The following is a 13995-nucleotide window of genomic DNA, read 5'->3' as shown; positions in this document are numbered from 1 at the left end:
TAGTCTGATTTAAGTTATTAGTACTGGAGGGAAATAAGAATGCGTGTGAATATTACTCTAGCATGTACAGAATGCGGAGATCGTAACTATATCTCAAAGAAAAATAAACGTAACAACGCTGAGCGTATCGAGCTTAAAAAGTATTGCAAGCGTGACAAGAAGTCTACGTTACACCGTGAAACAAAGTAAGCAGTAGGAATATTTTCCTACTGTTTCTTTTTTTATTCGATTCCTATGTTAAAAGTGATACACTATCATCATAGAGAAAAGTGTCACTGTAAGGGGGAGAATGTGTGAAAGAAGAGAAAGTGCGTTTGCGTAAACAAATAATAGAACACATGAATTCTTTATCGAAAGAACAGTATACAACTTTATCAGAACAGATTGCATTTTTGCTGTATGCGCAAAAAGAGTGGGTTGAAGCTAAAACAATTGGAATTACTCTTTCAATGGAAAATGAAGTGAATACATATCCTATTATTGAAAAAGCTTGGGAAGAAGGAAAGAAAGTTGTAGTTCCTAAGTGTAATAAAGGAATAAGAACGATGTCCTTCAGGCAAATTAATAATTTTGATCAATTAGAAACGGTGTATATGAATTTACGTGAACCGATTCCCGGGCTTACGGAAGAAGTGAATGTGGATGAAATTGATCTTCAAATTGTGCCGGGCGTAGCTTATACAGAACGAGGAGAGCGAATTGGGTACGGCGGTGGCTATTATGATCGTTATCTCGTGCATTATAAAGGGAAAACGCTATCATTAGCGTATGATTTTCAAATGGTAAAACACATTCCGGTAGAGCCATTTGATAAAAATATAGAAAAAATTATTACAGAAAAAGGAACAATGCTTATAAATGAGCTTGTATAGACAAATAAAAATTGACGAGACTTTTTCTTCTTGATTATAATAAAATATGTGAACGTTTTCTTATTATAATTTTTTATAGTAAGTGAGCATAGAGGGTGATGAAATGGTATCTATTTATGATATTCAGCAATTGCTAAAGAAATTTGGTACGATTATTTATACGGGAGATCGAATTGCAGATTTACAATTAATGCAAGATGAATTGCGTGAATTAAATCAATCACAGCTAATCGATCCACAAGACTATCAAACAGCTTTATTTTTATTGAAGCAAGAAATTCAAAAAGAGCTAAATAAGAATTAGATAAAGGTAGGTAAGCAACATGGAAGAGAAATGGTTAGTTGGTGTTGACCTTGGTGGTACAACGATTAAATTAGCATTTATTAATGTATACGGTGAAATTTTACATAAGTGGGAAATCCCTACGAATACAGGTGAGCAAGGAAAACATATTACACTTGATGTTGCGAAAGCAATTGATAAAAAGCTAGAAGAATTAGGCGAATTGAAGAGCAAGTTAATTGGTATTGGTATGGGAGCTCCTGGTCCTGTACATGTGGCATCTGGAATGATTTATGAAGCGGTTAATTTAGGGTGGAAAAACTATCCGCTAAAAGATTTATTAGAAGTAGAAACAGGATTACCTGTTGTTATTGATAATGATGCAAACTTAGCAGCGCTTGGTGAAATGTGGAAAGGTGCTGGTGAAGGTGCAAAAGATTTAATCTGCATGACACTTGGTACGGGCGTTGGTGGTGGTGTAATCGCCAATGGTGAGATTGTACACGGCGTGAGTGGTGCTGCTGGTGAGATTGGACATATTACAGTAGTTACAGAAAATGCTTTCCCATGTAATTGCGGGAAGTCTGGTTGCTTAGAAACAGTAGCATCTGCGACAGGTATTGTACGTGTTGCTATGCAAAAAATACAAGAGACTAATAAAGAAAGCATGTTGCGTTCTATGTTAGCTGAAGAAGGACGTATTACATCAAAAGATGTCTTTGAAGCACTTGGACAAGGCGATGAATTAGCAGGCGAAGTAGTAGAAAAAGTAGCTTCTTATTTAGGATTAGCTGTAGCGAACCTTTCTAGTACGTTGAACCCAGAGAAAATTGTTATTGGTGGAGGCGTGTCTAAAGCTGGAGATGCACTATTAGAACCAATTCAACGCTATTTCGAGCAATACGCTTTCTCACGTGCTGTAAAGAGCACGAAGTTAGCTATTGCAACACTTGGTAATGATGCAGGTGTTATCGGAGGAGCTTGGCTTGTAAAAAAGCACAAATACGAAGCGAAGATGATATAAGTTGTGAAATATGAAAAGAGGAAGGGGGAACCCTTCCTCTTTTTGTGTGAAATCTCGATGAAGAATAAAGTGTAAACGAATTAAGCTGCTGGTGGATACCCGTTATATAGAACAGTCATGATCGTAAACCATCCGAAAACGAGTACAGTTGCAATTGCAAAGCCGCTCGCGAAAAAGTTTTTTTCACGAAGTGTTCTAAGCGTAGCAAATACAGCTAACAGAGTGACAAGTGTAAAAATAATAACAAGGCCCATACAATATCCTCCTCTGTCTACCCATTTCTTATTATGAGTTTTTGGAATATTTACTCTTTTATATTGTACATGTTTTAAAAATGATTGTCGAGATAGCATCCTTTCTTTTCCTCAGAGAAAGAAATGTTGTATCATTAAAAGTAAGTTTAATAACTGGAGGAGATTTTCATATGAAATGGATACAAATGCCGTTAGGCCCATTACAAACAAATGCTTATATTTTAATGAACGATCAAAAAGAGTGCATTATCTTTGACCCTGGTCATGAAGGTGAAAAGCTCGTTACATATTTACAAGAAGAACAATTAAAACCATTGGCGGTTTTATTAACACATGCTCACTTTGATCATATCGGTGCTGTTGATGCGGTAAGAGACGCTTTTCATATTCCTGTATACGTACATAAAGAAGAAGCAGATTGGTTAGGAGATGCAACTGTAAACGGCTCTCAAATTTTTATGATGAACCGCAGTATTACAGCAAAACCAGCGGATCATATTATTGATGCAGAAGGTACATTAACAATTGGATCATTTAATTTTGAAATTTTTGAGACGCCGGGACATTCTCCAGGAAGTATTTCTTATTATAGTAAAGAGGCGAATGCTGTATTCTCAGGAGATGTATTGTTCCAAATGAGCATTGGAAGAACAGATTTGCCTGGTGGAAGTTTTGCTGAATTAATTGGAAGTATTGAAGAGAAATTATTTGTATTACCAGATGAAACAGCAGTGTTATGTGGACATGGTCCAGAAACAAGCATTGGCTTTGAAAAAGAAAATAATCCGTTTTTACAATAAGGAGTCATTATGGGGATGGAGCTCATTTTAAGAGAATGGATGGGAAAAGAAAAGGATTATTCAATTTCATATAGTACGTATATGAACCTTGTATTGTATACAGAAGGTCATGGATATTATATGAAAGAACGTGAAAAGATTGGGAGACAAGGGGATTTTTTTACGAGTAGCAATGTATCCTCTGTTTTTGCAAAAACTTTTGCTAAACTTTTTATTCGTCTTGTTGAAAATGGTGAAGTTGCTTCGAATATTTGTGAGGTTGGTGGGGGAACTGGAAAGTTTGCCTATGATGTTTTACAAGAATGGAAGCAATTATCTCCAAAAACCTTTATTGATTTAAACTATTCAATGATTGAAGTGAGCCCTTTTCATAGGGAATTACAGCAGGAGAAACTTGGCTCATTTTCTAATGTATCGTACTATACCTCCTATAGTGAAATGGGAGATTCTTTCGAGGGAATTCTTTTTTCGAATGAGTTGTTTGATGCATTTCCTGTTGAAATAATTGAGAAAAGAAATGGTATGTTGTATGAAGTACGTATTACATATACAGAGGAAGGAAACCTTTCAGAAGTATGTAGGCCGTTAGATAAAAGAATTGGTCGATATTTATTGAAATATAATATTCATATTGCTGAAGGGCAACGTTTTGAAGTACCAATTGTGATGGAGGAGTATATAAAAGAAATTGCGAAATGGTTTCAAAAAGGTATATGTATTACAGTTGATTACGGATACACAAAAGAAGAATGGATGCATCCAGCACACCGTGAAGGAAGTTTGCGAGGGTATTATCAGCATAAGCTAATACGTAACCCACTAGCGCATCCAGGTGAAATGGATCTTACTACTCATATTCATTGGGACGAGCTAAAGGAAATGTTTAGTATGCAAGGAATGAGTGCAGTATGGCATAAGAAACAATCTGAGTTCTTGTTAGCTGCAGGGATATTAGAACAGCTTACGAGCCATCAAGATACGAATCCTTTTTCTGAAACGCAAAAACAAAATCGAGCAGTTCGTTCTATGATTTTGAATGGAGGAGTAGGGAGTGCGTTTGATGTTGTTATACATACAAAAGATATGCAACATTTACATTTGGAGCGGTATGTAACAATATAAAAAACAAGACACAGTATATACTGTGTCTTGTTTTTTAATACGACTTATGTAGTATTATATATTTCCTCTCATGATATATATTTATATTAAAGATATGAGATAAAAAATATAGAATACGTTCTTTTTCTTCGATTATTAGTCCCTAACCTAATAATACGCGAACGAGTTGAATTATTGTTTCGTTCTCTACTTTGTAATAAATTTCTAATCCTTTTCTTTCACTAGAAACGATTTTAGCGCTTTTTAATTTTGCTAAATGCTGTGAAATTGTAGATTGTGGCATGTTTAAGCCAGTGTACATTGTAGAAACGTTGCTTGGACCGCGCTCAATTAATCCTTTTACGATACATAAACGAACAGGATGAGCCAGCACTTTTAATAATTCTGCATTACTTTCATATAGTTCTAATTCTTTTTGAAAGGTTTCTAACATGTTCTTTTCCACCTCCGTGTGAGCTATTATACCATACTATACATACCAAAAATTTAAAGAAAAGAAAATAGTTGTTGCAGAAAAAAAGTCCTAAAGTAAAGAAATTGTAAGAAAAGAGACCATGATGTAAATAAAATAGGTAAATTAGCACGTTTTTGTAAAATGACATTTTTGGGTGAAAATTTCGATACGTTTTAAAAATTGAAAGATATAGATATATTTGTAACACAATTTTATCATGATTTTCTTATTCTTTCAAATGAATATACGAAATTTTTAAAATAATATGACAAAGGAATTATAATGATATATATAGAATATAAAACAGGTTAAAAGAAAAGAAGCTGAATGTAATTCGCTTCTTTATGGTGATAACGAAATATTTGATTACAGCTGATAAATCTTAGGATAATCAAGTCATTAGTCATTTATTCTAAAATTCATCTTTTAGCAACGTTAAAAATCTGTGATTCCATATGTTCTCGTAAAAATCAATCGTCTCTTTTGCGGACATAAAAGGATTATTCAACGTAGAGGTTGTTTTCTGTGCCATAAAGTTTTCGTATCCCAGTCCGTGGGCAAACTTAATCGTAGCATCCATACAGTACTCTGTTTGGGCACCACAAAATTCAATGCGCTTTACAGATAATTGATCTAAAATTTCTTTTAAGTTTGTTTTATAAAATGAATTTGCATGTGTTTTTCTTACAAAAAAATCTTGTTCTTGAACATCTAGATCGGTATGAATAGCCCAAATTTCTTTCTCGGGTACTAAATCATCATCACAATGTTGAACAAAAAGGATTGGTTTATTTAATTTTCTGTATGAAGAAATTCTTTTATTTACTTTTGTTAGTAAGTTCTGTAAATCAAATAAATGCTCTCCGCTATAACATACTCCATTTTGTAAATCGATAACGATTAAAATATCTGCACAAGTATCCATTATTTTTGCTCCTTTTTATTTCTTAATATATCAATTACTCCATTACTTGGAAATAGATAAAAATTTTATTTTTTAATGAACTATATAGACAGAAAAGCACTAAAACGAGTATGTTAAACAGCATAAAAAAAGATATGAAAACTTAATTTCATATCTTCTATTTATTCTATGCATTTACAGGTTCTTCTACATAAGAAAGGGCATTTTCAAAATCGGATATTAAATCGTCAACATTTTCAAGGCCGACTGATAACCGAAGTAATGAATTAGAGATCCCTCTTTCATCACGAGCTTCTTGCGACAGTGCTGCATGTGACATTTTTGCTGGATAAGAAAGAATTGACTCTACAGCTCCTAAACTAACTGCAAAAACAGGTAATTTTACTTTTGACAAAAATTGGCGGAGTGCATCTTCTGACTGCAAAGTAAACGATAAGACCGCTCCAGCTGATGTTGCTTGAGATTGTTGAATATCAAATCCGAGATGCGTTTGTAATCCAGGATAATAGACATTTTGTACTTTAGCGTGCTCTTGTAAATAATGTGCAATTTTATTGGCATTTTTAGCTGAATGCTCGAGGCGTACATGCAATGTTTTTAGGCCGCGAAGTACGAGAGAACAATCTTGAGGCCCTAAGATAGCACCGAATGCATTTTGTAAAAATCCAAGCTTTTGAGCGAGTTCTGCATCTGTTACTACTGCTAATCCGGCAGTAACATCACTATGACCAGCAATAAATTTTGTAGCACTATGAAGAACGACATCAGCTCCAAGTTCAAGTGGTTTCTGGAATAGTGGTGTCAAAAAAGTATTATCAACAAAAGTAAGAGCGCCAATAGATTTTGCAAGTTTAGAAACTTCGCGGATATCTGTCACTTTTAAAAGTGGGTTAGAAGGTGTTTCTACATAAAAGAGCTTTGTATTTGGTTTAATGTTTTGTTTTATTTCTTCTAAATTGGTCATATCAACAAATGTATGTGAAACACCGTAACGGGAGAGTACCTCAGTTATGACTCTGTAAGTGCCTCCGTATACATCTTCTGAAATGAGTACGTGATCACCTTGTGAAAGAAGGAGGAATGCAGTGGAAATCGCTGCAATGCCTGATGCAAAGGCGAATCCCTTTGTTCCACCTTCTAATAAAGCAATGATATCCTCAAGAGCTTCACGAGTTGGATTTCCTGACCTGCTATAGTCATATTTTCCGAACGCATCTACATCAAACTGGTGAAAAGTTGATGTGTTATAAATGGGAACGTTCACAGCGCCTGTTTGTGAGTCATGTTTATATTGGTTGTGTAGTAAGAGTGTATCTATAGAATAGCTCATATTCTTACACCTTCTTTTACGAGTTTAATGGCTTGCTTTAAGTCTTGAATTAAATCGTTACTATTTTCAATGCCAACGGAGAATCGAAGAAGACGATTGCATACACCGTTTGCTGTTCTAATATCTTCAGGAATATCAGCATGTGTTTGCGTTGCTGGATAAGTCATTAAACTTTCTACACCACCAAGACTTTCTGCAAATGTAATTAAGGATAAAGATTGTAAGAATGGATTAATCCAAGCTTCATCTTTAAGGCGGAATGAAATCATGCCGCCTCTTCCTGGATAAAATACATCTGTCACCCCGTCTTCATCATTTAAATATGCAACAACTGCTTTCGCATTTTCTTCATGTTGTCTCATGCGAAGCGCTAACGTTTTCATACCGCGAATTAATAACCATGAGTCAAATGGGCTTAAAACCGCGCCTGATGCATTATGATAATGAGCGATTTCCTCACAAAGTTCCTTTCCTTTTGCAACGACAAGTCCGCTTAGTACATCGTTATGTCCCCCTAAATATTTCGTTGCGCTATGGAGTACAATGTCAGCACCTTCTGTTAATGGTTGCTGTATATAAGGTGTGTAGAATGTGTTGTCTACAATAAGAAGTAGTCCGTGCCTTTTCGCTACAGTTGCGACAGCGGCAATATCAGTAACTTGCATTAACGGATTAGTTGGAGTTTCTATGAAAATAGCCTTCGTTTCAGTTGTGATAGCTTGCTCAATTTGTTTAATAGATTGTGTATTTACGTATCTACATCGAACATTCCACTTTTTTTCGTGCTCAGAAAATAATCGATACGTTCCCCCGTATAAATCTTCAGATACAATAAGTTCGTCTCCAGAGTGGAATAGAGAAAGGACGAGGAGAACAGCCGCCATCCCTGAACTACAGGCATAACCTTGTTCGCCATATTCTAAGTCTGCGATCGCCTGTTCTAAAAGACCGCGAGTTGGATTGCCAGTTCGTGAATAGTCAAAGCCAGTAGATTTACCAATTCCTTCGTGACGATAAGCGGTTGAGAAATAAACCGGTGGATTAACCGTTCCTGTTGTAGTTTCACTGCGATTTCCGATTTGTGCTAGTTTCGTTTCGATTGTTGACATGTGAAAATTCCTCCTTTTTAAATTGAAACATTAAGTGAATATAAAATAAAAAAGCCTTCTAAGAAGAAGGCTTTCGGTTTGAATAGAGTCTTCTTCTCATCTGTCAAATCTTTCACAATTTGCTGGAATTAGCACCTTATTAACAAAATGTTAATGGTTGCTGAGGCGTCATAGGGCCAGTCCCTCTACCTCTCTAGATAAGAATGTTCGTATGAAATTTTTATTATGTTTTTAACTTTACAACAAAAGATAATTGAATTGCAAGTTTATTTTAAATAATTTTTATTTTTCTGCAAGTGTCATTGACTTTTATTTTTGTGCATGCTAAATTTATTAAAAAATTAACAAACATTGTTAAAAGGGGAACGCATTTCCTTTTAGCTACATAAATAAAATAATAAAGACAACTCTTATTGAGAGCGGTGGAGGGAAAGGCCCTGTGAAACCCGGCAACCTTCAAACGAAATGTTTGAAACGGTGCTAATACCTGCAAAACGAATGTTTTGCATAATAAGAGGAGGAACGATTATGTCCCCCTCTTCAAAGTGAAGAGGGGGTTTTTATATTGATAGAAATGAGGGAGATTCGTGAAATTACTAGATTTATTATCAAAAGGAATTGTAATAGGTGATGGTGCGGTTGGGACGTTATTGCATTCACATGGTTTGCAAAGTAGCTTTGAAGAATTGAATGTATCTGATCCAGACTTAATTATATCGATTCATAAACAATATGTAGCTGCTGGAGCAGATGTAATTCAAACGAATACGTATGGGGCAAATGAGGCGAAATTACGTATGTATGGTTTAGAAAATCAAGTTACAGAAATTAATAGAGCGGCAGTAAAACTGGCGAAAGCATCTGTTACAGACAGAAATGCAATTTTAGGAACAATTGGTGGTATGAAACACATCGGAGCCGTTACAACGACTGATATGGAAAGGGAGTTTATGCTACTTGAACAGGCAGGGGCTTTACTAGAAGAACAGGTTGATGGATTACTATTAGAAACTTTTTACGATGAATTTGAATTACTTCATGCCGTTAAAGTATTGCGTAAGCAAACGAACATTCCAATTGTTGCTCAATTAGCGTTACATGAAGCAGGTACGACTCAAAATGGAAATGATGTCAATGAAATATTAAAGCAACTTATAGATTACGGTGCAAATGTTGTTGGATTGAATTGTCAACTAGGGCCGCTTCATATGACGGAAGCTTTCAAAATGATATCGATTCCGCAAAATGGCTATTTATCAGCATACCCAAATGCAGGTCTCCCGAATTATGTAGAGGGACGTTACGTATATGAGGGAAGTCCAGCTTATTTCGAAGCGATGACACCGAAATTTATTGAGCAAGGTATTCGGTTATTAGGTGGTTGTTGTGGCACGACTCCAGAACATATTGAAAGTATGAAACGTGCAATTGCAAATGTTACACCTGTAATAGAAAAGGATACGATTCAAAGACCGAAAGTAGTTCATACACACGAGAAACGTTCAAAAGCTCATGTCACATTAGCAGAGAAAGCAAAAAAACAAACGACAGTAGTAGTGGAATTAGATCCACCGAAAACATTAGATACGCAGCGATTTTTTGAAGGAGCAAGAGCATTGAAAAGAGCTGGGGCAGATGCTATTACTCTAGCAGATAATTCATTAGCATCGCCTCGCATCTCGAATATGGCAATGGGGGCATTATTAACGAAGCACGATATTCCGGTATTGACGCATTTAACGTGTAGAGATCATAACGTCATTGGACTACAGTCTCATTTATTAGGCTTATCGGCGTTAGGTATGGAAGAAGTGTTAGCTTTAACTGGTGATCCAGCACGCGTTGGTGATTTTCCAGGTGCCACTTCTGTATATGATTTGTCCTCTATTGAGCTCATTAAAATGATTAAAGAAATGAACGACGGACGCTCGATTTTAGGGAAATCAATAGGTCCAGCAACAAGGTTTTCAGTGGGAGGTGCGTTTAATCCGCATGTAAGACATTTAAAAGCAGCGGTTAAGCGGATGGAACGGAAAATAGATGCTGGAGCGGAATATTTCTTAACTCAGCCAATTTATGATATCGCGTTAATTGAAGAAGTGTATGAAGCGACAAAGCATTTGGAACAACCTATTTTTATTGGGATTATGCCATTAATAAGTAAAAGGAATGCAGATTTCCTTCATTTTGAGGTGCCGGGTATTACTCTACCTGAAGAAATAAGGGAGAGAATGGATGGACATGAAACGAAAGAGGCAGCAATTGAGGAAGGGATTCGCATTTCACAAGAATTGATCGATGTGGCGATGAAATATTTTAACGGCATTTATCTTATTACACCATTTCTAAAATATGAAATTACAGAACATCTTGTTAAATATGTGAGAGAAAAGCAAGAAGTGAAAGAAGGTATTAACTGATGAAATGTATAGAAGAAAAATTACAAAATAACATCTTAATATTAGATGGTGCAATGGGAACAATGATCCAGCAAGAGGACTTAACTGCGGAAGATTTCGGAGGAGAAGAGTACGAAGGGTGTAATGAATATTTAGTAGAAACAAGACCTGATGTCATTTTAAAGATTCATAAAGCTTATATTGAAGCTGGAGCGGATATTATTGAAACAAATACATTTGGGGCAACGAATATTGTACTAAGTGATTATGAGCTGTCTCATTTAGATGAAGAACTAAATGAAAAGGCAGCACTTTTGGCGAAGCAAGCTGTTAAAGAAAGCGGGAAGGAAGTATATGTTGCGGGAGCGATGGGACCAACAACGAAAGCAATTAGTGTTACAGGTGGTGTGACTTTTGAAGAATTGATTGAGGCTTATACAAGGCAGGCACGAGGATTATTAAAAGGAGAAGTTGATGTATTACTCGTTGAGACGAGTCAAGATATGCGTAACGTGAAAGCAGCTTATATTGGAATTCAAGCCGCTTTTGAAGAAATGAAAAAAACGGTTCCTATTATGATTTCAGGAACGATTGAGCCAATGGGAACGACTCTGGCTGGGCAAACAATTGAAGCTTTTTATTTATCAGTAGAACATATGAAACCATTATCTGTTGGATTAAACTGTGCGACTGGTCCGGAGTTTATGAGGGACCATATTCGTTCACTATCTGATTTATCGGAGTGTTACATTTCTTGTTATCCAAATGCAGGTCTTCCTGATGAAGATGGACATTACCATGAATCTCCATCTTCTCTTGCTGAAAAGGTGAAACGATTTGCTGAAGAAGGATGGGTTAATATTATTGGTGGTTGTTGTGGCACGACACCAGAACATATAAAAGCAATGAAAGAAGCACTAGCATCTCTTAAGCCTCGTGACCATCATGAGAGAGAAGGACATGGAATTAGTGGATTGGAGGCACTGCAATACGATGAGTCTATGAGACCGTTATTTGTAGGTGAAAGAACGAATGTTATTGGATCACGTAAATTTAAACGATTAGTAGCAGAAGGGAAATTTGAAGAGGCTGCTGAAGTGGCAAGGGCGCAAGTGAAGAAAAATGCTCATATTATTGATATTTGTATGGCAGATCCTGATCGTGATGAAATAGAAGATATGGAGAAATTTTTGACAGAAGTTACGAAAGTGTTAAAAGTACCGATTATGATTGATTCAACGGATGAAAATGTTATGGCAAGAGCACTTACTTATATTCAAGGAAAAGCTGTTATCAACTCTATTAATTTAGAAGATGGAGAAGAGCGTTTTGAAAAGGTAACACCGCTTCTTCGTAAGTATGGTGCTGCAATTGTAGTTGGTACAATCGATGAAGATGGTATGGCAGTAAGTGCTGAAAGAAAATTAGAAATTGCAAAAAGAAGTTACGAATTATTAACTACGAAATATGGGATACGCCCGTCAGATATTATTTTTGATGCACTTGTGTTTCCAGTAGGGACAGGTGATGAAGAATATATTGGTTCAGCGGCAGCGACTATAGAAGGAATTCGCCTTATTAAAGAAGCGTTACCAGAGTGTTTAACGATTTTAGGTGTAAGTAACATATCATTTGGTTTACCACCAGCTGGACGTGAAGTATTGAATTCCGTCTTTTTATATCATGCTACGAAGGCTGGATTAGATTACGCGATTGTTAATACGGAAAAATTAGAACGCTATGCGTCGATTCCAGAGGAAGAAAAACACCTTGCAGATGCATTACTGTTTGAAACGACGAAAGAGACGTTAGAAGAATTTACAAACTTTTACCGAGTCGCTAAAAAGAAAGATGTCGTTGTGCAAGAAACGTTAACGCTTGATGAAAGACTAGCAAATTATATTGTAGAAGGTACGAAACAAGGATTACACGAGGATTTAAGTCTTGCACTTGAAGAAGGAAGAAAACCTCTTGATATTATTAACGGTCCGCTTATGACAGGGATGGACGAGGTAGGACGACTATTTAATAATAATGAACTTATTGTTGCTGAAGTATTGCAAAGTGCCGAAAGTATGAAAGCTGCTGTAAGCTATTTAGAGCCACATATGGAATCTAGTGATAGTGCGAAAAAAGGGAAAGTATTATTAGCAACTGTAAAAGGTGACGTGCATGATATTGGGAAAAATCTCGTTGAAATTATTTTAGCGAATAACGGATATGAGATTATTAATTTAGGAATTAATGTACGTTCGGATCGAATTGTTCAAGAAGTACAAGAAAAGAAGCCGGACATTATAGGCCTCTCAGGTTTATTAGTAAAATCAGCGCAACAAATGGTAACGACTGCTGAAGATTTAAAAGCAGCAAATATTGATGTTCCCATTGTTGTAGGTGGTGCAGCGTTAACGAGAAAGTTTACAGATAATCGGATTTCACCATCATATAAAGGGCTCGTTTGTTATGCGAGTGATGCGATGACGGGGCTCGATATTATTAATAAGCTTCAAAAAGAAGAAGAGCGTGAGAAGATGAAACAGGATAAGAAAGAACGGCATCTTCATATCGTAAAAAAAGAGGAGAAGAAAGTAGAAATTCCAGCAGTAATTGAGCCATTACCGAAGACTGAGGTTATCGTGCCTGATTCAACAAAACGAATTGTATTACGCGATATTCCCGCCCTTCATCTCGCTCCATTTTTAAATAGACAAATGCTACTTGGGCATCACCTTGGATTAAAAGGAAATGTGAAGAAGCTTTTGAAAGAGGGAGATAAGAGAGCGTATGAATTAAATGATTTAATAGATGAATTATTGCAAGAAGGACAATCTTGGTTAAAGCCAAAAGCAGTGTATCAATTTTTCCCAGCGCAAAGCGACGGACAAAACATTGTAATATATGATCCAGAAGATCATACGCGTGTTATAGAGCGTTTCACATTCCCTAGACAAGGAAAGGCCCCCTATCGTACTTTAGGCGATTATTTGCGCCCAATTGGAGATGAGATGGACTATGTTGCTTTCTTATCTGTTACGGTTGGGGAAGGAGTTCGGGACATTGCTGAAGAGTGGAAAGCGAAAGGTGATTACTTACGTAGTCATGCCATTCAATCGTTAGCGCTTGAATTAGCAGAAGGACTTGCTGAAAAAACACATATGCTCATTCGTGACCGCTGGGGCATTCCAGACTCACCTGAACTGACGATGGAAGAACGTTTCCGTACGAAATATAGGGGAATACGCGTGTCATTTGGTTACCCGGCGTGTCCAGAACTTGCAGATCAAGAAAAGCTATTTCGCTTAATTCATCCAGAGGAAATAGGTATTTCATTAACAGAAGGATTCATGATGGAGCCAGAAGCGTCCGTAACGGCTATGGTATTTTCTCACCCTGAGGCAAGATATTTTAGTGTATTATAGTCTA

General features: G+C 36.4%; 13 protein-coding genes and 2 riboswitches. Of the genes, 8 read left to right on the top strand and 5 right to left on the bottom strand.

What is annotated here, in order from left to right; all coding sequences use genetic code 11:
• Window positions 1-39: 39 nt before the first annotated feature.
• The 4 genes from rpmG to glcK all read left to right on the top strand — a co-directional run bounded on the left by rpmG (window position 40) and on the right by glcK (window position 2179).
• Entirely contained in the window at window positions 40-189 is a 150-nt protein-coding gene (rpmG, locus tag JFU02_RS12655) for a 50S ribosomal protein L33 (RefSeq protein ID WP_001265616.1), read from the top strand.
• A 104-nt stretch (window positions 190-293) separates the two neighbouring features.
• Window positions 294-872 carry a 5-formyltetrahydrofolate cyclo-ligase gene (locus tag JFU02_RS12650; RefSeq protein WP_000656862.1) on the top strand — a complete coding sequence of 193 codons (579 nt, stop codon included), beginning with the start codon at window positions 294-296 and terminating at the stop codon, window positions 870-872.
• A 103-nt stretch (window positions 873-975) separates the two neighbouring features.
• Window positions 976-1176, top strand: a complete 201-nt coding sequence (locus JFU02_RS12645; protein ID WP_000253699.1) for a YqgQ family protein — start codon at window positions 976-978, stop codon at window positions 1174-1176.
• A gap of 19 nt (window positions 1177-1195) precedes the next feature.
• Window positions 1196-2179, top strand: a complete 984-nt coding sequence (glcK, locus tag JFU02_RS12640) for a glucokinase (RefSeq protein WP_000391701.1) — start codon at window positions 1196-1198, stop codon at window positions 2177-2179.
• Window positions 2180-2259: 80 nt separating this feature from the next.
• Here the strand turns inward: glcK and JFU02_RS12635 are convergent, their stop codons facing one another.
• On the bottom strand, window positions 2260-2433 hold the full coding sequence (locus JFU02_RS12635) for a DUF2759 domain-containing protein (RefSeq protein ID WP_000524852.1): 174 nt from the start codon (window positions 2431-2433) through the stop codon (window positions 2260-2262).
• 170 nt (window positions 2434-2603) lie between these two features.
• Between JFU02_RS12635 and JFU02_RS12630 the strand changes: the two genes are divergently transcribed.
• Both JFU02_RS12630 and JFU02_RS12625 read left to right on the top strand, forming a co-directional pair.
• Window positions 2604-3233, top strand: a complete 630-nt coding sequence (locus JFU02_RS12630) for an MBL fold metallo-hydrolase (protein ID WP_000871225.1) — start codon at window positions 2604-2606, stop codon at window positions 3231-3233.
• 9 nt (window positions 3234-3242) lie between these two features.
• A complete protein-coding gene (locus JFU02_RS12625) occupies window positions 3243-4355 on the top strand; it encodes a class I SAM-dependent methyltransferase (protein WP_000525145.1) in 1113 nt (370 codons plus the stop codon).
• Window positions 4356-4497: 142 nt separating this feature from the next.
• Here the strand turns inward: JFU02_RS12625 and JFU02_RS12620 are convergent, their stop codons facing one another.
• The 4 genes from JFU02_RS12620 to metI all read right to left on the bottom strand — a co-directional run bounded on the left by JFU02_RS12620 (window position 4498) and on the right by metI (window position 8173).
• On the bottom strand, window positions 4498-4788 hold the full coding sequence (locus JFU02_RS12620; protein ID WP_000894377.1) for an ArsR/SmtB family transcription factor: 291 nt from the start codon (window positions 4786-4788) through the stop codon (window positions 4498-4500).
• Window positions 4789-5221: 433 nt separating this feature from the next.
• On the bottom strand, window positions 5222-5734 hold the full coding sequence (locus tag JFU02_RS12615; RefSeq protein ID WP_000379162.1) for a cysteine hydrolase family protein: 513 nt from the start codon (window positions 5732-5734) through the stop codon (window positions 5222-5224).
• Window positions 5735-5900: 166 nt separating this feature from the next.
• On the bottom strand, window positions 5901-7064 hold the full coding sequence (gene metC, locus JFU02_RS12610; protein WP_061666288.1) for a cystathionine beta-lyase: 1164 nt from the start codon (window positions 7062-7064) through the stop codon (window positions 5901-5903).
• Window positions 7061-8173, bottom strand: a complete 1113-nt coding sequence (gene metI, locus JFU02_RS12605; RefSeq protein WP_000103879.1) for a cystathionine gamma-synthase/O-acetylhomoserine thiolyase — start codon at window positions 8171-8173, stop codon at window positions 7061-7063. The genes metC and metI overlap by 4 nt, the downstream gene beginning before the upstream one ends.
• 93 nt (window positions 8174-8266) lie before the next feature.
• A riboswitch (SAM riboswitch) is annotated at window positions 8267-8377 on the bottom strand.
• 203 nt (window positions 8378-8580) lie between these two features.
• Window positions 8581-8690: riboswitch (SAM riboswitch) on the top strand.
• A gap of 70 nt (window positions 8691-8760) precedes the next feature.
• Between metI and JFU02_RS12600 the strand changes: the two genes are divergently transcribed.
• Both JFU02_RS12600 and metH read left to right on the top strand, forming a co-directional pair.
• Complete coding sequence (locus tag JFU02_RS12600; RefSeq protein ID WP_000770355.1) at window positions 8761-10593, top strand: bifunctional homocysteine S-methyltransferase/methylenetetrahydrofolate reductase; 1833 nt, start codon at window positions 8761-8763, stop codon at window positions 10591-10593.
• On the top strand, window positions 10593-13991 hold the full coding sequence (metH, locus tag JFU02_RS12595; protein WP_061666290.1) for a methionine synthase: 3399 nt from the start codon (window positions 10593-10595) through the stop codon (window positions 13989-13991). The genes JFU02_RS12600 and metH overlap by 1 nt, the downstream gene beginning before the upstream one ends.
• Window positions 13992-13995 lie beyond the last annotated feature (4 nt).

This window comes from Bacillus sp. TH13 (assembly GCF_016651175.1).
Lineage (GTDB): Bacteria > Bacillota > Bacilli > Bacillales > Bacillaceae_G > Bacillus_A > Bacillus_A thuringiensis_S.
This window is presented reverse-complemented; position numbering and strand designations above follow the sequence as displayed.

What these genes read in the sequence shown, in the direction of transcription:
- JFU02_RS12620 (WP_000894377.1), bottom strand. Translation starts at nt 4,788, where the DNA reads ATGTTAGAAACCTTTCAAAAAGAATTAGAACTATATGAAAGTAATGCA.
- JFU02_RS12630 (WP_000871225.1), top strand. Translation starts at nt 2,604, where the DNA reads ATGAAATGGATACAAATGCCGTTAGGCCCATTACAAACAAATGCTTAT.
- JFU02_RS12615 (WP_000379162.1), bottom strand. Translation starts at nt 5,734, where the DNA reads ATGGATACTTGTGCAGATATTTTAATCGTTATCGATTTACAAAATGGA.
- JFU02_RS12625 (WP_000525145.1), top strand. Translation starts at nt 3,243, where the DNA reads ATGGGGATGGAGCTCATTTTAAGAGAATGGATGGGAAAAGAAAAGGAT.
- glcK (WP_000391701.1), top strand. Translation starts at nt 1,196, where the DNA reads ATGGAAGAGAAATGGTTAGTTGGTGTTGACCTTGGTGGTACAACGATT.
- rpmG (WP_001265616.1), top strand. Translation starts at nt 40, where the DNA reads ATGCGTGTGAATATTACTCTAGCATGTACAGAATGCGGAGATCGTAAC.
- JFU02_RS12635 (WP_000524852.1), bottom strand. Translation starts at nt 2,433, where the DNA reads ATGGGCCTTGTTATTATTTTTACACTTGTCACTCTGTTAGCTGTATTT.
- metI (WP_000103879.1), bottom strand. Translation starts at nt 8,173, where the DNA reads ATGTCAACAATCGAAACGAAACTAGCACAAATCGGAAATCGCAGTGAA.
- metH (WP_061666290.1), top strand. Translation starts at nt 10,593, where the DNA reads ATGAAATGTATAGAAGAAAAATTACAAAATAACATCTTAATATTAGAT.
- JFU02_RS12645 (WP_000253699.1), top strand. Translation starts at nt 976, where the DNA reads ATGGTATCTATTTATGATATTCAGCAATTGCTAAAGAAATTTGGTACG.
- metC (WP_061666288.1), bottom strand. Translation starts at nt 7,064, where the DNA reads ATGAGCTATTCTATAGATACACTCTTACTACACAACCAATATAAACAT.